Origin of the sequence: Halobaculum litoreum (genome assembly GCF_030127125.1) — an archaeon.
GTDB classification, from domain to species: Archaea; Halobacteriota; Halobacteria; order Halobacteriales; family Haloferacaceae; genus Halobaculum; species Halobaculum litoreum.
Genome location: NZ_CP126156.1, coordinates 723,340 through 743,844, shown reverse-complemented (window position 1 = coordinate 743,844; position 20,505 = coordinate 723,340). Strand labels below are relative to the sequence as shown.

Below are 20,505 nucleotides of genomic sequence, written 5' to 3'. Positions count from 1 at the left end.
CCGGGGGCTTTTGCTCGCCGGGAGCGACTCGCCTCCCATGACCGACGACGTGTACGACCTCCCGTTCGGCGACGCGACGCTGTCGGTCCGGCTGCCGGACTGCGACGTCGACACGGCGGTCCCGGCGGGCGGCGAGGCGGTCGACCCCGGGAGGCCGCCGAGGCCGCGCTCGACGAGCCGCACGGCCCCCCGATCGGCGAGGTCGTCGACGCGAACGACGAGGTGGCGGTCGTCGTCACCGACGTGACGCGCGCGACGCCCGACGAGGAACTGGTCGCCGCGATGCTCGACCGGCTCCCCGTCGACCGCGACGCCGTGACCATCGTGCTCGGGCTGGGCCTCCACCGTCCGATGACCGACGAGGAGATCCGCGACGGCCTCGGCGAGTTCGCCGACCGCGCCGAGAACCACGACCCCGACGCCGCCGTCGAAGTGGGCACGGTCGACGGCGTCTCCGTCCGCGTCAACCCCGCGGTCGCCGACGCGGACGCGGTGCTCGCGACCGGGATGGTCGAGCCGCACCAGTACGCCGGCTTCTCCGGCGGCGCCAAGACGGTCGTCGTCGGCGCCGGCGCCGAGCCCCTCATCCGCTACACCCACGGGCCGGAGATGCTCGCGGAGCCGGGCGTGCGCCTCGGCCGCGTCGACGACAACCCGTTCCGCGAGTTCCTCGACCGCGCGGGCGACCTCGCCGGGCCGGACTTCTGCGTCAACGTCACCCACGGCCCCGCCGGCATCCTCGGCGCCGCCGCGGGCGAGCCGCGCGCGGTCGTGCGCGACCTCGCCGACACCGCCCGCGCGGCGCTGTCCGTCGAGGTGGCGGGCGAGTACGACGCCGTCGTCGGCGGCGTCCCCGCCCCGAAGGACGCGAACCTCTACCAGACGAGCCGCGCGGCGACGTACGTGATCCTCGGGGCGCGAAACCCCTGCGCGGGGGCGGCCGGGTCGTCCTCCCCGCGCGGCTCACCGAGGGCGCCGGCGAGGGCCGCGGGGAGCGACGCTTCTACGACCGACTGTCGGCGGGCTCCTCGGCCGCCGACGTGTTCGAGACGATGCGTCGGGGGTACGAGCCGGGCGCTCAGCGGGCGTTCGTGCTCGCGCGGGCGCTGCGCGACCACGAGGTGTGGGTGACGAACAGCGACCACCCCGAGGTCGTCGAGGCGTGCCTCATGCGCGCCGCGCCGTCGCCGGCCGACGCGGTCGCCCCCGGGAGTCGCGTGCTCGTCGTTCCCGACGCCTTGAGCACGCTGTTGGTGTGAGCTACCGCTCCGACTCGCCGTCGTCGGCGCCGCCGGGGCCCCCTCGCCGTCCGGCCCCTCCTCCCCGCCCTCGGTGCGGGCCGCGCCGTTCCCCGTGGGGTCGACCCACTCGAACGACCGCGACCCGTCCGCGGCGCCCGCGGCGTCGCCGCCGGCCGTGTCGTCGGGCGCTCCGTCGGCGGCGGGGCCGTCGTCCGCCTGTTCGTCGTCCGTCTGTTCGGGCGGGGTCGGCGGCCGGCGCCGCGTACGCCGTCGCCGTCGCTTCGCCGCGAGGTCCGAGCGCAGGCGCGCCAACAGCTCCTCCCGCAGGTCGTCCGCCTCGGCGCCGTCGACGTCGTAGGCGGTCGCGTCGCCGCCGAGCAGCCGCGACGAGGACGCCGAGTCGCCGACGACCGACGCGAGGTCGCGGCGGCGCTGGAACAGCGTCCGCGAGACGAACACCGTCTGGAGGCGGAAGTACGGCACCAGCCGCGTGTGTCGACGGAGCACGCCGGTGCGGGTGACCAGCCCGTCGTCGACGGTCGCGTGGCCGCGGTTCGCCCACGTCAGGTGGCCCGCCAGCGGCGCGAGCACGAGCCCCACGAGCGGCACGAGCGGGAGGTACCGCGGGAGGCCGAACGCGAACCGGTCGACGCCGACGGCGACGGCCGTCACCGCCAGCGCCGCCAGCGCGTAGCGGGCGACGTAGCGACGGCGGGCGCGGGCGGGCGGGCGCTCGACGACGGCCTCGCCGAAGGCGTCGTCGAGGTCTGCGTCGGTCGTCCACGAGGCGTCGTCGCCCGCCAGCGTCGCCCGGAGGTCGTCGGCGAGCCGACCGACGCGCTCGCGGGTGTCGAGCGGCACCGCCGTCTCCGCGCCGCCGCCGTCGCCGTTCGAGCCGGGGGCCGCGCCCGCCGTGTCGACGGTGAGGCTGGCGTACCCCAGCCGGCGCATCGCGGCGTTCTCCGAGACGGTGACCGTCTGCACCTTCGACAGCGGGACCGTCCCGCTGTAGCGGCCGAGCAGCCCCCGCTCGTACCGGAGTTCGTCGTCGACGCGCTCCAGCCGGAACCCGTAGTAGCGCACGAACGTGAGGACGCCGCTCACGACCCACACGACGAGCAGGAACGAGCCGACCCCGAGCGCGCCGAGGTACAGGAGGTCGGCCACCCCCAGCGAGGGGACGTCGGCCGGCCCGACGTCCACGTCCACGATGCCGGCGCGCACGAGCAGCCTGAAGCCGTCGACGACGAGGTCGTCGAAGATGCTCGCGCCGACGAACGGCGCGATCACGGCGCTCGGCCGGAACGACACCGCACACAGCGTCGCGAACCGTCGCCCCGAGAGCTCGTACAGCGTCTCGCGGTCCTCGGGGGGCGCGTCCACGCCGACGGCCCCGGCGTCGGTGTCGGTCGTCGTCGCCGACGTCGCGTCCGCGGTCCCGGCGTCGTCGGCGGCTCCCGTCCGGCCGTCCCGTGCCGCCCGTGCGCGACGGCCGAGGTCCTCGCGGAGGCGGTCGGCCTCGTCGGCCGACACCGCGTCCAGCGTCGCCTCCGTCGACCCGCCGCCGGCGGTCTCGACGCTGACGGTCGCGAGCCCGAGCGCGCGCTGGAGGACGCTGCGGCGCACGTCGACGTTCTGGATCCGCCGGAGCGGGATCTCCCGTTCCTGGCGCGAGAGCACGCCCGAGCGCACGACCAGCCGCTCGGGGAGCACCTCGTACTCGAACCGGTACCACCGAACCAGCGACAGCGCGCCGCCGACGAGGAACGCCGCGGGCGCGAACGCCAGCGCCGACGCGTCGAACCCGCCGCCCATCCCGCCGAAGGCGGTGCCGGCGAACAGCGCGAACAGCGCGAGCTGGCCGCCCGACCGGAGGGCGCTCACCGCCGCCGACAGCGGGTGGAGCCGGGCCATCAGACCGCGTCGAACTCCGACTCGGTCGCGAGCTCGCGCAGTCGCTCGCGTAGCTCGCCGGCCCGTGCGGGCGTGAGGCCGGGGATGGTGATGTCGGCGCCGCGCGACCCGGCGGTGTACACGACGACGGAGGCCAGCCCGAGCGCGCGCTCGAGCGGCCCGCGCCGGGTGTCGACGTGCTGGACGCGGACGTACGGGACCGACGTGTCGACGCGGGTGAGCACGCCGCGGACGATGAACAGCGAGTCCTCGCGCACCTCGAAGCGCCACACGCGGTAGCGGTAGACGGCGGCGATCAGCCCCAGCGTGACGACCGCGGCCGCGAACGCGAGCGCCCCCGTCAGCGGCACCGGCGCGCCGATGCGCGCGGCGCCGACGGCGACGGCCGCGATGACGGCCCCGGGGACGAGCGCCCCCACGACCCACGCGAGGCGGACGCGGGGATCCAACGACTCCATGGCGACGGCTACGGGTGCCTGCGGTAAACCATGTGGGGTCCGGCGGCGCCGATCCGGCCGCGGGGACCCCGTCGCGGACGCGGGGCCGAACGCGCGCGTCGGCGCCTCACTCCGCGCCGGTGGCGCCGCCCTCCGCGAACACGCCGTCGTCCGCGTCCTCCCCCAACTCCTCCATCACGCGGGCGTGGAACTCCCGCAACACGGCGTTCTCGTCCTCGGCGAGCACGACGTCGCTGGCCATGAGCGTCGCGAGCCCGAACGCCCGCGGCGACGGCGTGTCGACCTCGTGTTCGACCACCTCGAGGTCGCCGGCCTGCACGTCGGCCAACACCTCGCGGATCCCGGCGACGTTCAGTTTGTCCTCGACGATCTCGCGGTACGTCTCCTCCATCACCGCGAACGAGTCGAGGTCCTCCGCGAACGAGATGAGCATCTCCGAGGACACCTGTTGCTGGGCGGCGGACTTCTCGTACCCCTTGTAGCGCTTGAGGATCATCAGCGACCGCGTCGCGTTGATCCGGAAGTACCGCTTCAGCAGGTCCGTCCCCTGCAGCGCCGCCCGCAGATCCGGGTACACGTCGTCGGGGTCGATGGACGCCACCACGTCGGCGACGTCCACCTTCCGGTTCAGCGGCATCGTCACCGTGAAGCCGTTGTCGGCGACGGCGACCTGCACGTTCGTGTTCGCCCGGCGCGAACAGCGGTACGCCACCAGCCGCGAGAGCCCGTCGTTGAACTCCCGCCCGTAGTTGCTGTGGACGTGGTAGTGGCGGCGGTACTCCGCCCGGTCGAGCACCTGCTCGACGACCAGCCGCTCGTGGGTGGAGACGCCCTCGGGCCCGAGGTAGCGCCGCTGCTCGTCGAACATCCGCGTGATCGCCCGCACGGAGTTCTCGTCCAGCGGGAGGTCGCGGAGCCACCGGCGCGCGGCCGCGGGGCCGCCCGCGGAGAGGCGCTCGATCACCGCGCCCTGGAAGTCGAGGATCTCGCGCCCGAGGTCGTAGCTGAGGGGGAGCCGCTCGGAGAACCACGAGGGGACGGTGGGGCGCTTGCCGGAGGGGTCGACGTACACCTTCGACCCGCGGCGGTAGCTGAACTGGTAGGTGCCGCCGCCCAACTGGAACACGTCGCCCTTCTCCAGCGTGTCGAGGTACTCCTCGTCGAGTTGCCCCACCCACTCGTCGGAGCCGCGGACGAACACGTCGATGGTGAACGAGTCGGGGATGGTGCCGAGGTTCGTCATGTAGATGACGCGTGCCATCCGGCCGCGCTTGCCGATCAGCGGCTCGCCCACGTCGAACTCCTCGTAGTGGTACTCGCCGTCGGGCGGGTCGTTCGTGTCGCGCCACACCTTCGCGTACACGTTCTTCTCCTCCATCCCGGGGTAGTCGGCGGTGAGGTACCGCATGAGCTGTTCCCAGTCGGCTTCGGAGTACGCGCGGTAGGGGTACGCCGACCGGAGCGTGTCGAGCACGTCCGCCTCGCGCTTCACCGAGTTGATCGCCATCCCGTACACCTGCTGGGCGGCGACGTCCTGCGCCTCCTCGGGGACGAACACCCGGTCGACGAACCCCTCCTCGGCCTTCTCGAGCATCACCGCACACTCGACCAACTCGTCGCGGTCGAGCGCGATCACCCGGCCCTCGACGGTCTGGCCGAGCCGGTGGCCCGCGCGCCCGACGCGTTGGAGGAGGGAGGCGACCGACTTGGGCGAGCCGACCTGCACCACGAGGTCGATGTGGGGCATGTCGATCCCGAGTTCCAGCGACGTCGAGGTCGTCACCACGTCGACGTCTCCGGTCTTGAGCTGTTCTTCGATCGCCTCGCGGTGCTCCTTCGACATCGACCCGTGGTGGCAGCCGGAGTCCGAGTCGTCGTAGCCGAACCCCTCCCGGAGGTTCGTGAGCACGCGCTCGGCGCCCGACCGCGTGTTCGTGAACACCAGCGTGTTCTCGTGGCTCTCGATCAGGTCGTGGAGCCGGTCGTAGAAGCGCTCGTTCACCACGTCGCGGGGCGTGTCGATCAGGTCGTCGGTGGGACACTCCAAGCGGAGGTCGAACTCGCGGACGAACCGGGTGTCGACGATTTCGTAGTCGCGGGGCGTCCACTCCCCGTCGTCGGGGTCGTACTCCCCGCCGACGAGGAACTCCGCCATCGTCGACAGCGGCTCGACGGTCGCCGAACAGCCGATCCGCGTCGGCGACGACGCACAGAGGCGTTCGAGCCGCTCCAGCGAGACGGCGAGGTGGGTGCCGCGCTTGTTCTCCGCCAGCGAGTGGATCTCGTCGACGACGACGTACTCGACCGACCGGAGTTTCTCCTTGAACTTCGGGGAGTTGAGCAGGATCGCCAGCGTCTCCGGCGTCGTGTTCAACACGTGGGGGGTCTCCTCCAACATCTTCCGGCGCTCGCTGTCGGGGGTGTCGCCGTGGCGGATCGCCTGCCGCACGCCCGTCTCGTGGCCGCGGGCGGCGAGGTTCTCGGCGATGCCCGCGATGGGCTCGGCGAGGTTGCGGGTGATGTCGTTCGCGAGCGACTTCAGCGGCGAGACGTACAAACAGTAGACGCTGTTGTCGAGCCCGTCGTCTCGCTCGCGTTCGCGCCGGAAGAGGTCGTTGAGGATCGCGGTGAACGCCGAGAGGGTCTTGCCCGACCCCGTCGGCGAGCAGACGAGCGCGTTCTCCCCCTCGTCGATGAGGGGGATCGCCTCCCGCTGGGGCGGGGTGAAGAAGCCGCCGTTGCCGCCGACGTACGCGCCGAACTCGTCGACCCACCACTCGCGTACGCTGGGTTCGAGCCGGTCGAGCACGGCCGCGTCCGCGATGTCGACGGTCGCGGGATCGAAGTCGTAGTCGGCGTCGGTCGCCGCGAGCAGATCCCGGCCCTCGGTCATTGGGATCGCAAGGCGTCCCGCGGGTAAGTGGGTTGTGGGCGGGCGCACGCGGGCGCGAGCCCGACGGTTGCGCCCGTCCCGGCGCCCGGGTCGTCGCCGCGACCGCCCGAACCGCAACCACTTCCCGGCGCGCCCGCGACGCCGTCGGTATGCGCGTCACCTTCCTCGGCACGGGCTCGGCGATGCCGGTCGCCGACCGCGTCCAGACCGGGCTGCTCGTCGAGGCCGCCCCGGGCGACCGGCGCCCCCTCCTCGTCGACTGCGGTGCCGGCGTCCTCCACCGGCTCTCCCAGACCGACCCCGGCTACGAGGCGGTCTCGACGGTGCTGCTCACCCACCACCACCTCGACCACGTCGCCGACCTGCTCCCGCTGGTGAAGGCGCGGTGGCTCGCCGGCGAGGAGCGCCTCACCGTCGTCGGCCCGCCCGGGACGAAGGCGCTCGTCGACGACCTGTTCGCCGTCGGCGAGTACGAGTACCTCGACGGCCGCGTCGACGTGAGCGTGCGCGAGGTCCACGCCGGCACCGAGTTCTCGCTGGCCGGCCTCGACGTGGAGGCGTTCGAGACGCGCCACTCCAAGCCGTGTCTCGCCTACCGGTTCGCCGACCGCGGGGGCGACGCGGGCACGGAGGCCGCGGACGCCGACGCCGACGCCGATGCCGGCGGCGACTTCGTGTTCTCGGGCGACTCGGAGGCGTTCGCGGGGCTGGCGAACTTCGCCGACGGCGCGCGCGTGCTCGCCCACGACTGCTCGTTCCCCGACGAGGTCGACGTGGACAACCACCCGACGCCGACCCAACTCGGCGAGGCGCTGGCGGGCACCGACGTCGACCGCGTGTACCTCACCCACCTGTACCCCCACACGGAGGGGAACCACGAGGAGATGATCGCGTCGGTCGAACGCGGCTTCGACGGCGACGTGCGCGTCGCCCGCGACGGCCTCCGCTTCGAGCGTGAGGGGCCGCCGGGCGTCGTCCGGCGACCGCACCGCCGGGAGCGGCGCGTGAACCGCGACGCCGCGGGCTTCCTCGCGCTCGCGGCGCTGTGGGGGACGGCGTTCGTCGCGACGAAGGCCGCCCTCGCCGACTTCCCGCCCGTGCTGCTGGCGGCGCTGCGCTTCGGCGCCGCGGCGGCGACGCTGGTGGCGGTCGCGGTCGCGACCGGCCGCGGACTGCGCCCCGCCGGCCGGGGCGACCTCGCGCCGATCCTCGCGGGCGGCGCCTTCTCCATCGGCCTCCACCACGCGCTGTTGTTCACCGGCCAGCAGTACGTCCCCAGCGCGGTCGCGGCCACCCTGCTGGGACTGATCCCGGTGCTCACGCCGGTCGCCGCCCGCGCGCTCCGCCCCGACGACCGCATCGACGCCGTCGGCGCCGTCGGCATCCTCGTGGGGTTCGCGGGCCTCGTGCTCATCGCCGACCCGGACGCCGACCGGGTCCGGGCGCTCCTCCAAGCGACGGGGGCCGCGCGGTCGCCGGCGGTCCGGGCACGGCCGCGACCACGCTCGGCACCCTGTTCGTGTTCGCGTCGGCGGTCGCGTGGGTCGCCGGCGCGGTGACCACCCGCGAGGACGACGCGACGCTGGGGCCGCTCGCGCTGCAGGCGTGGATGGCGGCCGTCGGCGCCCTCCTCCTCCACGTCGCCGCGGCGGCGCTGGGACAGTCGCCCGCGGGGCTGGCCCCCTCGGCGACCGGGGTCGCGTGGCTCCTCTACCTCGCGGTCGTCCCCGGTGCGGGCGGGTTCCTGCTGTACTTCCGGCTGCTCGACCGACTGGGCCCGATCCGCGCGGGGCTGTTGGAGTACGCCATCCCGCCGTTCGCGGCGCTGTTCGGCTTCCTCGTCCTCGGGGAGACGCTCGCCGGGCGGACCGTGCAGGGGTTCGCGTGTGTCCTCGTCGCGTTCGTGCTCGTCCAGCGGGGGCCGATCCGTGCGGCGCTCCGCCGACGGATCGACTGACCCACCGGCCCTCCTGCGGCCGTCCCCCGGTCGCCCGCCCCGCCGGCGGCCCTCCCCGGGCTACCCGATCCGGGTGCCCACGTCGTCGCCGGCGAGGAAGCCCGCGACGGCGTCGGGCCCGAACACGTACGCGGGCGACCCCAGATCCAGCAGCTCCCGGACCTTCGCGGCCATCCCGCCGGTGACGTCCGTCGCGTCGCTGACGCCGAGCACGTCCGCCACGGCGTCGAAGTCGTCGATCCGGGGGATCACCTCGTCGTCGGCGTCGAGCACCCCCGGCACGGTCGAGCACAGCCCGACGCGGTCGGCGTCGAGCGCCGCCGCCAGTTCCGTCACGAGCTCGTCGCCGGACAGCACCGTGACGCCCTCGCCGGCGTGGACGACGCCGTCGCCGTGGAGGACCGGGACGAACCCCTCCCCGAGCATCGTCGCGACCTGGTCGGTCATCAGCGTGAGAGCGCCGTCGGCGTCGCGCACGGCCGCCGAGAGCGGGTGGACCGGCACCGCGGGCACGTCCTCGGCGTGGAGTCGCGAGAGGACGAAGCGGTTGAGCGTCGTCATCGCGCCGTGGACGTCCATCACGCCGCCCACGTCGCGGATCCCCTCGGTCGTGGTCACGCCGTGTTCGGCGGCGTGGTGGTGGCCGAACGAGCCGCCGCCGTGGACGACCACGAGGTCGTCGACGCCGGCGTCGGCGACCGCCGTCGCCAGCGCCGCGAGCGTCTCCCCGTCGAGCGTCTCGGGGCGGTCCTTCTCGGTGATCACCGAGCCGCCGAGCTTGAGGACGGTCGTCATCGGTCCTCCACGCGGACGCCCTCGGTCGCCAACTCGGCGCGGAACGACTGCTCGCACTCGGCGGTGTAGCCGAGGGCGTGTTCGGTCTCGTCGGTCGGGTCAAGCGCGACGGTGCAGCCGCCGCCGCCCGCACCGGTGAGCTTCGCGCCGTGCGCGCCCGCCTCGCGGGCGGCCCACACCATCGCGTCCAGCGAGCGCGAGGAGACGCCGAGCGCCGCCAGCAGGCCGTGGTTGAAGTCCATCAGCTCGCCCAGATCGGCGAGCAGGGCCTCGCTCGGCGGCGCGTCCGGGTCGGCCTCGGCGAGCAGGCGCTCGCCCTCGCGGGTGAGGTCGCCCACCGTCTCGACGGTGTCGGCGGCGAACGCGTGCTCCTCGCGCAGCGCGCGCACCCCGGCGACGAGTTCGCCCGTGTCGCCGGCGCCGCCGTCGTAGCCGACGACGAACGGGAGCGCCGGGGCGTCGATCGTCCGGGTGTCGTCGCCCTCGACGCGGACGGCCCCGCCCATCGCCGAGCAGTACGTGTCCGCGCGCGACGCCTGGCCGTCCTGCACCTCGTACTCCGCCTCGTAGGCGCGGCGGGCGACCTCCTCGGGTGGGAGTTCGGTGCCCAGCGCACGGGTGGCCGCGTCGATGCCGGCGACGACGACCGCCGCCGAACTCCCCAAGCCCGCGCCCAGCGGGATGTCCGACTCGACGGTGATGTCGAAGCCGGCGTCGGGCGCGGCCGCGGCCGCGCGAGCCTGGTCGACGGCCGCCTCGATGTACTCCATCGCCGCCGCCAGCAGCGGCGCGGGCACGTCGACGTCCGGCCGGTCGTCGATGCTCCCGCCCCACGTCACGGTGAAGCCGTCGAGCGAGAGGTCCGCCGCGTCCACGCGGACGCGGTCGTCCTCGCGCGGCTCGACGCTGACTCGCGCGCGGCGCTCGACCGCACACGGCACCGCCGGCTCGCCGTAGACGACCGCGTGCTCGCCGAAGAGGTACACCTTCCCCGGCGCGCTACAGGTGGTCATACCCGTTCGCACCACCGCGCCCCTAACAGCCGTTTCGGCTCGCGCGCGCCGCCCGGGAACGCAGCCCGGCGGGCGACCGGCTCGTTCACCCGGTCCCCCGCGGCGGCGACCCACGGGTGTCCAGAACCGCGCCGTCCCGGCCGGTTCCGCCACGCCCCGCGGAGTATCTTCTCTGATACTCGGAGGGGTGGAATTATACTCCCTGCCGTGGTATCGATTGGCATGAGTTCGACCATCGAACCGGAGCCGACGCCCAGCGTGGACCGAAGCCGCGACGGGACGGTGCTCCGGGTCGAACTCGTCGGCGAGTTCGGCGCCGCGGACGTGGTGCGTACGATGGCACGCGCCCGCCACGTCGCCGAAGGCTGCGACGCGCGCTTCGACGTCATCGTCGACGTGCGCGAGTTCGCCGCCCACGGGGGCGCCCTCGGCGCCCTCGGCGAGTGGGAGACGTTCCTCCGGATGGCCGGCGCCTGCACGGTCGTCCGCGTGGGCGAGGGCCGCGCGGTCGGGGGCCGACCGCCGCGCGGCCACCATGGCCGACGCCGAGGACCTGCTCGCACGGTAACGCCGACGATCGACGACCCTGGGGAGGGACGACGCCACGCGGTCGCGGAGCCGTGGCGCCCGTGCGACACGGCGGCCGGAGCGCGGGTCTCGCCGCTCCCGTCGCGGCCGGCGCCGCCGCTGGGGAGGCGGATATCGAAGGAGTGATCGAAAGTCAGCCGCCGGCTTACAGTTCGGCCTCGAAGTCCTCGAGGGCGTAGCCGGGCTCGGCGCCGCGGTTGTCGAGCGTCTCGTTGGCCAGCAGCCAGTAGACGACCGACAGGGCGCGGCGACCCTTGTTGTTGGTCGGGATGACCAGGTCGACGTTCGACACCTGGTTGTTGGAGTCACACATCGCGATGACGGGGATGCCGACCGTGATGGCCTCCTTCACCGCCTGCGCGTCGCCGATGGGGTCGGTGACGACCACGACGTCCGGCTCGATGTAGCCGGCGTACTCGGGGTTCGTCAGCGTCCCCGGGATGAAGCGCCCGGTGCGGGCGCGCGCACCGATGGCGTCGGCGAACTTCTCGGCGGGGAAGCGACCGTACTGGCGCGAGGAGGTGACGAGCACCTGCTCGGGGTCGTAGTTCGCCAGGAACGACGCGGCCGTGCGGATGCGGCCGTCCGTCTGGCTCACGTCGAGCACGTACAGGCCGTCGTCGCGGACGCGGTGGATGAACCGCTCCATGTCCTTCGTCTTCTGCTGGGTCCCGATGTGGACACCCGCCGAGAGGTAGTCCTCGACGGGGATGAGGAGGTCCGCCTCCTCGTCCGGCATGACGTCCTCGTCGAAGCGCGGACCCGCGTCCGCCTCCTCCTCGGCGTCCGCCTCGTCCGCGGCGGCCTCGTCGGCCGCCTCCTCGGTCTCCGTCGGCTGTTCCTCGGTCTCGTCGGGCGACTCCTCGGCCGCGGCGGTCTCCTCGACCTCCTCCTCGGCGTCGGGCGCCTCTTCGGTGTCGTTCTCGCTTTCGCTCATACTGCCTCCTCCGCGATGCGGATGAGTTCGTTCAGCTTTGCGGTGCGCTCGCCGCCGACCGTCCCCGTCTTGATGAACGAGGCGTCGGTCGCGACGGCGAGGTGTGCGATCGTCGTGTCCTCGGTCTCGCCGGAGCGGTGGGAGACGACCGCGTCCAGCCCGTTGCGCTGGGCCAGCTCCACGGCGTCGAACGCGTCCGACAGCGTCCCGATCTGGTTCGGCTTGATCAGGATGCTGTTGGCCGCGCCCTCGTCGATGCCCCGCGAGAGGCGCTCGACGTTCGTGACGAACAGGTCGTCGCCGCAGATCAGCGTGCGGTCGCCGACGCGCTCGGTCAGCTCGGCGAAGCCGTCGTAGTCGTCCTCGTCGAGCGGGTCCTCGACGTACGCGAGGTCGTAGTCGTCGACCAACTCGGCCATGTAGTCGACCTGCTCGTCGGGCGTGCGCTCGTCGTCGCCGTAGCGGTAGACGCCGGCGTCGGCGTCCCAGAGTTCAGACGCGGCCACGTCGAGGCCGAACTTGATCTCGAAGCCGACCGCGTCCTCGACGCGGGCGGTCGCCTCCTCGACGATCTCGAACGCCTCGCTGTCGTCGACGGCGGGCGCCCACGCGCCCTCGTCGCCCTTCGCGGCGGCGATGCCGCGCTCGTCGAGGATATCGGCGACCGCCGCGTGCACCTCCGCGTTGGCGAAGACGGCCTCCGCCACCGACGGGGCGCCCACGGGCGCCGAGAGGAACTCCTGGATGTGCGTCGCGTCGGCGGCGTGCTCGCCGCCGCCCACGACGTTCCCCAGCGGGACCGGGAACGTGCGGTCCGCGTCGCGGAACGTGCCCCCGAGGTGCTGGAACAGCGGCGCGCCCACCACGTCGGCGCCGGCCTTCGACGCCGCCATCGAGATGGCGACGGCGCTGTTGGCGCCGATCTCCGAGAAGTCCTCGGTGCCGTCGGCGGCGTGCAGCGCCGCGTCGGCGTCGCGCTGGTTGCCCGCGTGGACCGCCCCGACGAGGCGCGGCACCGCGTGCTCGCGGGCCTTCGCGATCGCCTCCTTCGGGGGCAGCTCGATCGCCTCGTACTCCCCGGTGGACGCCCCGGAGGGCGCCGCCGCGCGGCCGAAGCCGCCCGACTCGGTGAGCACGTCCGCCTCGACGGTCGGGTTGCCCCGGGAGTCGAGGACGCGGCGCAGCGAGACGGCGTCGATGCGGGTCATCTACTTGCCCCCCCGCCGGACGGTGAACGGCAACACGCCGGCGTCGTACTCCTCGGCCGCGATGAGGATCGGTTCGGACTGGTCGCTGTCGACGAGCACCGGCGCGCCGTACGCCAGCTGCAGCGCTCGCGCGCCCAGGATCCGGGCTTTCTCGTACCGGTTGTACTGCAGGTTCCCGCTCATTGGTAGGGGGAGACGACGTCGACGAGGTCGGTGTGGCTGACCATCATCCGCCGACAGCAGTGTCGGTTCACGCCCAGCTCGTCGAGGACCGCCGCAGGGTCCTCGTCGCCCTCGCGGGCGCGGGCCTTGAACTCCTCCCAGTGTTCACCGATGACGTTGCCGCACGTGAAACACCGGACGGGGATCATCATGGGTGGATCACCTCAGCGGTACGACTTCTGGTAGCGAGCACGCGCGCCGGGCCCGCCCCACTTCTTGGGTTCGCTCTGCCGGGAGTCGTTCACCAGCAGCGAGCGGTCGAAGTTCATGAACGCGTCGCGAAGCTCCGCGTCGTTGCGGTGCTCCACGAGGCCGCGGGCGATGGCGGTGCGGACCGCGTCGGCCTGCCCCGCGAAGCCGCCGCCGTTGACGCTGACCTCGACGTCGACCTCCGAGCGGAGGTCCTCGCCGGCGACGCGGAACGGCTCCAGCATCTTCAGGCGAGCCATCTCCGGTTCGACCAGCTCGACGGGCTGGGAGTCGATACGCACGCGCCCTTCGCCGTCGGTGACGGTCGCGCGGGCGACTGCGGTCTTCTTCTTTCCGGACGTGTTCGTTACCATGTGACGTTGGCCCCCAGGTCCTCGGCGATCTCGCCGAGGGTGGTGAACTTGATGTTCGACAGGCGATCGAGCGAGGTGCCCTCGAGGACCTCCGGTTCGGGAGCGTCCTCGTCGGGCGAGACGGTCTCGGACTCGAACGGGTTGCCGACGTACACGCGGACGTTCTCGAACGCCTCGCGACCCTTCGTGGTCTTGTACGGCAGCATCCCGCGGACGGAGCGCTTGAAGATGCGGTCCGGCCGCTTCGGGTAGTACGGCCCCGAGTCGGAACCGAGGTTGGCGCGCGTGCGGAACTTCTCCATCGTGAACTCGGTGTTACCCGTGATCACGGCGCGCTCGGCGTTGACGATCGCGACGCGCTCGCCGTCGAGCGCGCGCTGTGCGACCTGCGACGCGACGCGACCCACGATGGCGTCGCGCCCGTCGACGACGACGTCGGCCTCGAACTCTGCGAGACTCATCGGATCACCCTGACGTCGGTTCCTTCGGGGTTGTTCGACAGCGCTTCCTCCAGCCGGACGGCCTCGCCGGCCTGGTCGATCTTCGTCTCGGCGGTGCCGGAGAAGTCGACGGCGGCGACGGTGACGTCCTTGCGGAGCACGCCCGAGCCGAGCACCTTGCCCGGCACGACGACGGTCTCGTCCTCGTTGGCGTACCGCTCGATGCGGCCGAGGTTGACCTCCGCGTGCGTGCGCCGCGGCTTTTCGAGCCGGTCGGCGACGTCCTGCCAGACGTTGGCATCGGACGACCGCGCGACCGACTTCAGTTCGGCGATGAGGTTCTGAAGTCTCGGATTGGTCTTGCTACTACTCATACGAGTACCTCCTGAGTGGGAGTGGTCGACCCGGTCGGAACCGAGTCGGGTGTGAGAAGACGGGAGTGCAGGGGGCAGGATTTGAACCTGCGAACCCCTAAAGGACAGCGCCCTGAACGCTGCGCCGTTGGCCAGACTGGGCTACCCCTGCTCGCGTCCCGTCGTTTGCCGTCCCACCGGATAACCCCTTCGGTCCGAACCCTCCGTGCGGGACGGTGACGGCGACGCCGCTGGCCGGTCGGCGCCGCGCGGGCGGACGGGTCGGGGGTGTGGGACGGAGTCATTGTCTGTGGTTAGACTGCGACCTTCTCTGCCAGTTCGTCCGCGCGGTCACGCAGCGACCGGACCGCACGGAGGGTGAGTTCCTCGACGGGCAGGGACCCGTCGGACTCGACGTGGAAGACGAACGCGCCGGGCACGTCGGTGACCGCGAGCTCCTTGCCCGGGTACCGGTTCGTGAGGTCGGCGCCGAACTCGTCGGTGTGGACGAGTTCGCCGTCCTCCGTCTCGATGACGCCGCGGAGGATGTGGGGCTCCTCGTCGTCGAACTCGTCGGCGTCGCCGACGACCTCGACGCGCTGCAGGTGGCGGTAGCCGACGGCCACGCCGCCCTGGTGTTTCGCGTGTTCCTTGCCGCTGTCGAGGACGGCGTCGGCCTCGAACTCCAGCCGCTGTCCCTCCTTCAGTTCGATGATGGGGACGTTCTCGTCGGCGGGCTGGACGAGGTCGTCGGACGTCTCGATGTCGCCCGAGTACGCCGTCGCCGGCCCCTCGACGTCGAGCGCGAGGGTGACGGTGTCGCCGACCTCGTAGTCGTCGAGCGGCGTCGTCAGCGGGACGAGCCCCAGGCGGAGCCCGACCATCTCGTCGAACATCACCGACGAGTTCTCCACGAACCGGACGGTGTCGATGGAGAACGTCGGCACCTCCGAGAGCATCGTCCGGCGCAGCCCGTTGGCTACCGCGGGGGTGAGCCCGCGGACCAGCAGCCGCACGGATCGGTCGTCTCGGGTGACTACCTCGACGTCGAAGTCGTCTGCCATGGGTTACAGGCGGTTCTTCTTGGGTGCTCGCGTCCCGTCGTGGGGGATCGGGGTCACGTCCTCGATGCGACCGATCTCGATCCCGGCACGGGCGAGCGCGCGGATGGTCGGCTGCGCGCCCGGCCCCGGGGACTTCTGGGCGTTGCCACCGGGCCCGCGGATGCGGACGTGGACGCCCTCGATACCCTGCGCCCTCAGCTGCTCGGCGACGCCCTCGGCCATCTGCATGGCCGCGTACGGCGACGCCTCGTCGCGGTTCTGCTTCACCACGGCGCCGCCCGAGGACTTGATCAGCGTCTCGGCCCCCGTGATGTCGGTCACCGTGATGAGCGTGTTGTTGAACGACGCGAACACGTTCGCGATCGCCCAGCGGCTCTCGGTGTTCTCGGATTCACTCATTTACTGACCCTCCGCGCGTTCGGGGTGGAGTTCGTCTGCGAGCGGGCTGATCTCGTCGAAGTCGACGAGGTCCTCCTCGGCGGTCTCGACCTTGTAGGAGGGGCGGGTGACGCGGGCGTCCCCGACGACCACGTGGCCGTGGAGGATGAACTGCCGCGCCTGCTTCGGCGAGTTGCCGACGCCCTTCCGGTAGGCGACCGTCTGGAGGCGACGCTCGAGGACGTCGGTCACGTCCAGCGACAGGACGCCCGTGATCGCCTCGGTGTCGTCGAGGATACCCAGCCGCTGGAGCCGCGCGACGAAGTCGGCGCCGGCCTCGTTGGCGGCGTCGACGTCGCCCTGCGACTCGCCGATGAGGCGTCGCGCCTCGCGGCGGTAGCGGCGCAGTTCCGACTGCGCGCGCCACAGCTCCTCTTTGTTCTTCAGGCCGTAGCGGGAGAGCAGGTCCGACTCCTCGTCGATGCGCTCGCCCTGGTACGGGTGGTTCGGCGTCTCGTAGCGCTTGGTGGAGGTTCCGGTGCTCATTCGTCCTCACCCGCGGCTTCCTCAGCCTGCTCCTCGCGGATCTCCTCGACGTTGACCCCGATGGTACCCTCCGTCCGGCCGGTGGACTTCGTCCGCTGCCCGCGGACCTTCTGTCCGCGCTTGTGGCGGATACCCTTGTAGGAGTCGATCATCTTCATCCGGTTGATGTCGTGGCGGCGCTTCTCGTTGAGGTCCGAGCCCACGATGTGGGCGGTCTCGCCGGTGAAGAAGTCCTTCTGCCGGTTGACCATCCACTCGGGCACGTGCTCCGAGAAGTTCTCGACGACGTCGACGACGCTGTCGATGTCGTCCTGCTCGAGGCGACCGAACGTGGCGGTTCGATCCACGCCGGCGGCCTCGGCCACCAGGCGCGCGGTGCGCTGGCCGATGCCGTTCATGTCGCTGAGGCTGCGCTCGACGCTCTTCGTCCCGTCCAGGTCCGTCTGGCCGATTCGGACGAAGTACTGGAGGTCGTCGTCGTCCTCCGCGTCGGGCGCGTCCTCTGGTTCTTCTGCACTCATGTCTTGTCTGGGTGGTCAGCGTTGCGGCGGGGATTCGAACCCCGGAGGCTTGCGCCACTGAGTTAGCAACCCAGCGCCTTGGGCCAGGCTTGGCTACCGCAACACCGTGTGCTGTATCGTCGCCGCGCGAGCCATCTCGGCTCCGGACTCGGGACCCGGTGCCCCTACAGTGTCTGCGTTCGGTGTAACTCGGAGGCTCTACTTAAACGTCACGAAAGGGTCGGTGGCCGTGTGAGCCCGTCACGGCCGTGTCAACGCGGGGCACGCCGACTCCGGCGTGGTCGGCGACCGGCGCCGTCCGTCACGCGGCCGCCACGTCGTCGAACACGAAGCGTGCCCCGCCGCCGGCCGACTCCTCGACCGACACCGTCCAGCCGTGGGCGCCCGCGATCTCGCGGACGATGCTGAGCCCGAACCCGGTCCCCTCCTCCCGGCTGGTGTAGCCGTGGTCGAACACGGAGTCGCGGTCCGCCGCCGGGATCCCCGGTCCGTCGTCGGCGACGGCGAACCCGCGGGGCGTCGCCTCGACCCGCACGGCGACGTCGTCGCCCCCGTGTTCGACGGCGTTGCGGAACAGGTTCTCCAGCAGTTGGACGAGCCGGCTCTCGTCGGCGACGATCCGCGGGGCGGCCGCGGCGTCGAGCGTCGCCGCCCGGGTGTCGACCGTCTCCCACGCGTCGCGGGCGACCCGCCCGAGGTCGATCTCGTCCGGGTCCTCCACGACGCGGCCGCCCCGTGCCATCGTCAACACGTCCGAGACGATCCGGTCCATCCGGTCGTGGGCCCGGCGGGCCTTGTCGAGGTGTTCGCTGTCGCACTCCTCGGCGGCCAGCTCCGTTTGCCCCTTCGCGACCGCCAGCGGGTTCCGGAGGTCGTGGCTCACGATGGCGGCGAACTCCTCCAGCCGGTCGTTCTGTCTGCGGAGGTCCTCCTCGACGACCTGCCGCTCCAGCGCCGACGACACCCACTCCGCCATCAGGTCGACCAGCGTCACCTGCCAGTCGGCGAACGGCTCGGTCCGCGGCTCGCGGTCGTAGAAGCAGAACGTCCCGTACACCTCGCCGTCGACGACCACCGGCGCGCCGACGTAACAGGAGATGCCCAGCTCCGAGAAGGCCGCCTTGGCGGCCAACTCCTCGTCGGTCCCGACGTCGCGGAGCGACAGCGACTCCTCGGAGAGCACCACCCGCTCGCAGTTGGTCTCGCCGAGGTCGACCGTGTCGCCCGCCTCGAACAGGTCGTCGGGCGCCCGCACCACCTCGAAGACGTACGTGTCGTCGCGGATCCGCGAGAGGGTGCCGTACGCCGTCCCCAACACGTCCTGTCCCACGGACAGCAGTTCGTCCACCCGCTCCTCGAACGACGAGTCGGCGTCGGCGACCGCCTCCGTGATCCGTCTGAGCGACTCCTCCCGGGCGCGGAGCGTCTCCTCCTGCCGGTACTGCTCGGTCACGTCGCGGACGACAGCCGACAGCCCGGTGTCGTCGGGGTACGCGCGGACCCGGTACCACGTGTCGCTGGGCTCGTAGTACGCCTCGACGTCGGCGGGCTCGCCCGTCTCCATGGCCTCGGTGAGCCGGGCGTGGAACGGCGTGCCGACGATGTCGGGGAACCGCTCCCAGATCTCGTCGCCGACGAACGACTCCGACGGGTCGAGGTCGGCCGTCTGTGCGAACAGCTCCCGGGCACGGTCGTTGAGGTAGACGAAGCGCCACTCGTCGTCGAGGGCGTAGAACCCGTCCGTCAGCCGGTCGAGGAGCACCGCGTCCAGCGCGTCCGGGGCGGCGCTGTCCGTTCCCTGCGCCCCTGCCGTCGGCTCCCCGTCGCGATCCATCTACCGTATCACGGCGAGGCGTGGTTGTAAAGCATTCCCCCGCTCAGCCGTCACGTCGGCCGGTGTCGCCCCCGACACGTCCGCCCGATCACTCGTCGGGCCACCGCTCGATGTACACCGTCTCGTCGGTGTAGAACCGAACGGCGTCGTCGCCCTGCGCGTGCAGGTCGCCGAAGAACGACTCCTTGTCGCCGCCGAAGTGGAAGAACGCCATCGCCGCGGCGGTGCCGACGTTGACGCCGACGTTGCCCGCGTCGACCTCCAGCCGGAACTGCCGCGCCTCGCCGCCGTCGCGGGTGAACAGCGACGCGGCGTTGCCGAACTGCGACCGGTTCACCAGCGACACGGCGTCGTCGAAGTCCTCCGCCCGGATCAGCGCGAGCACCGGCCCGAAGATCTCCTCGCGCGCCACCGTCGCGTCCGGGTCGACGTCGCCGAACACGGTCGGCCCGAGGTGGTACCCCTCGCTCGGTACGTCGCGCTCGCGCCCGTCGAGCAGCACCTCGGCGCCCTCCTCGACGCCCGCCTCGACGTACTCCAGCACCGAGTCCCGGTGCGGCCCCGAGACGAGCGGGCCCATGTCGGTTCCCTCGTCGAGTCCGGGGCCGACCTCCATCGCCGCCGCCTCCGCCACCAGAAGCTCCGCGAACTCGTCGTACACCGCGTCCTCGACGACGGCGACCGGGTTGGCGAGACAGCGCTGGCCGGCGTTGGCGAACGCCGACGAACACGTCTGCTCGGCCGCGAACTCCAGGTCCGCGTTCGCCGAGACGACGACGTGGTTCTTCGCGCCGCCCTGCGCCTGCACGCGCTTGCCCGCGCCCGCGGCGGTCTCGTACACGTGCTTCGCGATGGGCGTCGACCCGACGAACGACACCGCCTCGATCCCGTCGTGGGTGATCAGTCGGTTCACCGTGTCGGGGCCGCCGTGGACGACGTTGACGACGCCGTCGGGGAACCCCGCCGCGTCGACGAGGCGGGCGATCCGGTCGGCGGTGAACGGGTCGCGTTCGCTGGGCTTCAACACGAACGTGTTGCCCGTCGCGACGGCGTACGGGAGGAACCACAGCGGGATCATCGCGGGGAAGTTGAACGGCGTCACCGCGACGACCGTCCCGAGCGGCTGGCGCACCGCCGTCTCGTCGATGTCCGGCGCGGCGTGCGGGAGGTGTCCCGCCTGCATCATCGTCGGGATGCCGCAGGCGACCTCGACGTTCTCGATCCCCCGGCGGATCTCGCCCATCGCCTCCGCCTTCGTCTTCCCGTGTTCGGTGACGAGCACCTCCGCGAGCGACTCCTGGTGCTCCTCCAACAGCGCCTTCAGGCGGAACAGCGGCTGGATGCGCTCCTCGACGGCGGTCGTCGACCACGACTCGAACGCTTCGTTGGCGAGCGCGACCGCCTCGTCCTCGTCGGCGGCCGACGAAAAGCCGACCGAGCCGATCCGCTCGCCCGTCGCGGGGTTCACCACCTCGCCGGCCCCGTCGCCGGTCGCCTCGCGCCACGCGCCGCCGACGTAGTTGTGTGCCGTCTCGCCGTCGGCGATGTCGTCGATCATGACGATCGATCACGTACCCCGT

General features: G+C 72.1%; 20 protein-coding genes, 2 tRNA genes and 3 pseudogenes. 5 read left to right on the top strand and 20 right to left on the bottom strand.

What is annotated here, in order from left to right; genetic code table 11:
- Positions 1 to 37: 37 nt before the first annotated feature.
- Positions 38 to 1,259: pseudogene (locus tag P0R35_RS16380) on the top strand (lactate racemase domain-containing protein).
- A gap of 348 nt (positions 1,260 to 1,607) precedes the next feature.
- Here P0R35_RS16380 and P0R35_RS16375 read toward each other — a convergent pair.
- The 3 genes and pseudogenes from P0R35_RS16375 to P0R35_RS03955 form a co-directional block, all read right to left on the bottom strand.
- Positions 1,608 to 3,056, bottom strand: a pseudogene (locus P0R35_RS16375) (PH domain-containing protein); the annotation flags it as partial.
- A gap of 98 nt (positions 3,057 to 3,154) precedes the next feature.
- Positions 3,155 to 3,613 carry a PH domain-containing protein gene (locus P0R35_RS03960; protein WP_284013927.1) on the bottom strand — a complete coding sequence of 153 codons (459 nt, stop codon included), beginning with the start codon at positions 3,611 to 3,613 and terminating at the stop codon, positions 3,155 to 3,157.
- 106 nt (positions 3,614 to 3,719) lie between these two features.
- Entirely contained in the window at positions 3,720 to 6,506 is a 2,787-nt protein-coding gene (locus P0R35_RS03955; protein WP_284013926.1) for an ATP-dependent helicase, read from the bottom strand.
- 149 nt (positions 6,507 to 6,655) lie between these two features.
- On the opposite strand from P0R35_RS03955, the pseudogene P0R35_RS03950 reads away from it, so the two are divergent.
- From P0R35_RS03950 to P0R35_RS16250, 3 genes and pseudogenes are all read left to right on the top strand, one after another.
- Positions 6,656 to 7,444: pseudogene (locus P0R35_RS03950) on the top strand (MBL fold metallo-hydrolase); the annotation flags it as partial.
- On the top strand, positions 7,427 to 8,065 hold the full coding sequence (locus P0R35_RS16255) for a DMT family transporter (protein WP_321170463.1): 639 nt from the start codon (positions 7,427 to 7,429) through the stop codon (positions 8,063 to 8,065). The pseudogene P0R35_RS03950 and the gene P0R35_RS16255, both read left to right, overlap by 18 nt.
- The gene (locus P0R35_RS16250; protein ID WP_321170446.1) at positions 8,062 to 8,463 is read left to right on the top strand and encodes a DMT family transporter; all 402 of its coding nucleotides are present in this window, start codon (positions 8,062 to 8,064) and stop codon (positions 8,461 to 8,463) included. Before P0R35_RS16255 ends, P0R35_RS16250 begins: the two co-directional genes overlap by 4 nt.
- A gap of 60 nt (positions 8,464 to 8,523) precedes the next feature.
- Here P0R35_RS16250 and P0R35_RS03940 read toward each other — a convergent pair whose 3' ends face one another.
- A complete protein-coding gene (locus P0R35_RS03940) occupies positions 8,524 to 9,258 on the bottom strand; it encodes an isopentenyl phosphate kinase (protein ID WP_284013925.1) in 735 nt (244 codons plus the stop codon).
- Positions 9,255 to 10,271, bottom strand: coding sequence for a mevalonate kinase (mvk, locus tag P0R35_RS03935; RefSeq protein WP_284013924.1), 1,017 nt, complete (start codon positions 10,269 to 10,271; stop codon positions 9,255 to 9,257). Before mvk ends, P0R35_RS03940 begins: the two co-directional genes overlap by 4 nt.
- 222 nt (positions 10,272 to 10,493) lie before the next feature.
- Between mvk and P0R35_RS03930 the strand changes: the two genes are divergently transcribed.
- Positions 10,494 to 10,985: a hypothetical protein gene (locus P0R35_RS03930; RefSeq protein WP_284013923.1), complete on the top strand. Its 492-nt coding sequence runs from the start codon at positions 10,494 to 10,496 to the stop codon at positions 10,983 to 10,985.
- Positions 10,986 to 11,004: 19 nt separating this feature from the next.
- Here the strand turns inward: P0R35_RS03930 and rpsB are convergent, their stop codons facing one another.
- The 15 genes from rpsB to P0R35_RS03855 form a co-directional block, all read right to left on the bottom strand.
- The gene (gene rpsB, locus P0R35_RS03925; protein WP_284013922.1) at positions 11,005 to 11,796 is read right to left on the bottom strand and encodes a 30S ribosomal protein S2; all 792 of its coding nucleotides are present in this window, start codon (positions 11,794 to 11,796) and stop codon (positions 11,005 to 11,007) included.
- Positions 11,793 to 13,004 (bottom strand): phosphopyruvate hydratase, encoded by a 1,212-nt coding sequence (gene eno / locus P0R35_RS03920; RefSeq protein WP_284013921.1) that lies wholly within the window; start codon positions 13,002 to 13,004, stop codon positions 11,793 to 11,795. The genes rpsB and eno overlap by 4 nt, the downstream gene beginning before the upstream one ends.
- Complete coding sequence (locus P0R35_RS03915) at positions 13,005 to 13,187, bottom strand: DNA-directed RNA polymerase subunit K (protein ID WP_284013920.1); 183 nt, start codon at positions 13,185 to 13,187, stop codon at positions 13,005 to 13,007.
- Positions 13,184 to 13,378, bottom strand: a complete 195-nt coding sequence (locus P0R35_RS03910; protein WP_284013919.1) for a DNA-directed RNA polymerase subunit N — start codon at positions 13,376 to 13,378, stop codon at positions 13,184 to 13,186. The genes P0R35_RS03915 and P0R35_RS03910 overlap by 4 nt, the downstream gene beginning before the upstream one ends.
- 12 nt (positions 13,379 to 13,390) lie before the next feature.
- Positions 13,391 to 13,789 carry a 30S ribosomal protein S9 gene (locus tag P0R35_RS03905; protein WP_284013918.1) on the bottom strand — a complete coding sequence of 133 codons (399 nt, stop codon included), beginning with the start codon at positions 13,787 to 13,789 and terminating at the stop codon, positions 13,391 to 13,393.
- A complete protein-coding gene (locus P0R35_RS03900; RefSeq protein WP_284013917.1) occupies positions 13,783 to 14,250 on the bottom strand; it encodes a 50S ribosomal protein L13 in 468 nt (155 codons plus the stop codon). Before P0R35_RS03900 ends, P0R35_RS03905 begins: the two co-directional genes overlap by 7 nt.
- Positions 14,247 to 14,603 (bottom strand): 50S ribosomal protein L18e, encoded by a 357-nt coding sequence (locus tag P0R35_RS03895; protein ID WP_284013916.1) that lies wholly within the window; start codon positions 14,601 to 14,603, stop codon positions 14,247 to 14,249. The genes P0R35_RS03900 and P0R35_RS03895 overlap by 4 nt, the downstream gene beginning before the upstream one ends.
- Positions 14,604 to 14,669: 66 nt before the next feature.
- Positions 14,670 to 14,754: transfer RNA gene (locus tag P0R35_RS03890), tRNA-Leu, on the bottom strand.
- A 142-nt stretch (positions 14,755 to 14,896) separates the two neighbouring features.
- The gene (locus P0R35_RS03885) at positions 14,897 to 15,646 is read right to left on the bottom strand and encodes a DNA-directed RNA polymerase subunit D (protein WP_284013915.1); all 750 of its coding nucleotides are present in this window, start codon (positions 15,644 to 15,646) and stop codon (positions 14,897 to 14,899) included.
- A 3-nt stretch (positions 15,647 to 15,649) separates the two neighbouring features.
- Positions 15,650 to 16,045 carry a 30S ribosomal protein S11 gene (locus P0R35_RS03880; protein ID WP_284013914.1) on the bottom strand — a complete coding sequence of 132 codons (396 nt, stop codon included), beginning with the start codon at positions 16,043 to 16,045 and terminating at the stop codon, positions 15,650 to 15,652.
- Positions 16,046 to 16,570 carry a 30S ribosomal protein S4 gene (locus tag P0R35_RS03875; protein ID WP_284013913.1) on the bottom strand — a complete coding sequence of 175 codons (525 nt, stop codon included), beginning with the start codon at positions 16,568 to 16,570 and terminating at the stop codon, positions 16,046 to 16,048.
- On the bottom strand, positions 16,567 to 17,091 hold the full coding sequence (locus P0R35_RS03870; protein ID WP_284013912.1) for a 30S ribosomal protein S13: 525 nt from the start codon (positions 17,089 to 17,091) through the stop codon (positions 16,567 to 16,569). The genes P0R35_RS03875 and P0R35_RS03870 overlap by 4 nt, the downstream gene beginning before the upstream one ends.
- 19 nt (positions 17,092 to 17,110) lie before the next feature.
- Positions 17,111 to 17,194 (bottom strand) — tRNA-Ser (locus tag P0R35_RS03865).
- 198 nt (positions 17,195 to 17,392) lie between these two features.
- On the bottom strand, positions 17,393 to 18,925 hold the full coding sequence (locus P0R35_RS03860; protein ID WP_284013911.1) for a sensor histidine kinase: 1,533 nt from the start codon (positions 18,923 to 18,925) through the stop codon (positions 17,393 to 17,395).
- Positions 18,926 to 19,013: 88 nt separating this feature from the next.
- Entirely contained in the window at positions 19,014 to 20,489 is a 1,476-nt protein-coding gene (locus tag P0R35_RS03855) for a CoA-acylating methylmalonate-semialdehyde dehydrogenase (RefSeq protein ID WP_432765058.1), read from the bottom strand.
- Between the last annotated feature and the right edge of the window lie 16 nt (positions 20,490 to 20,505).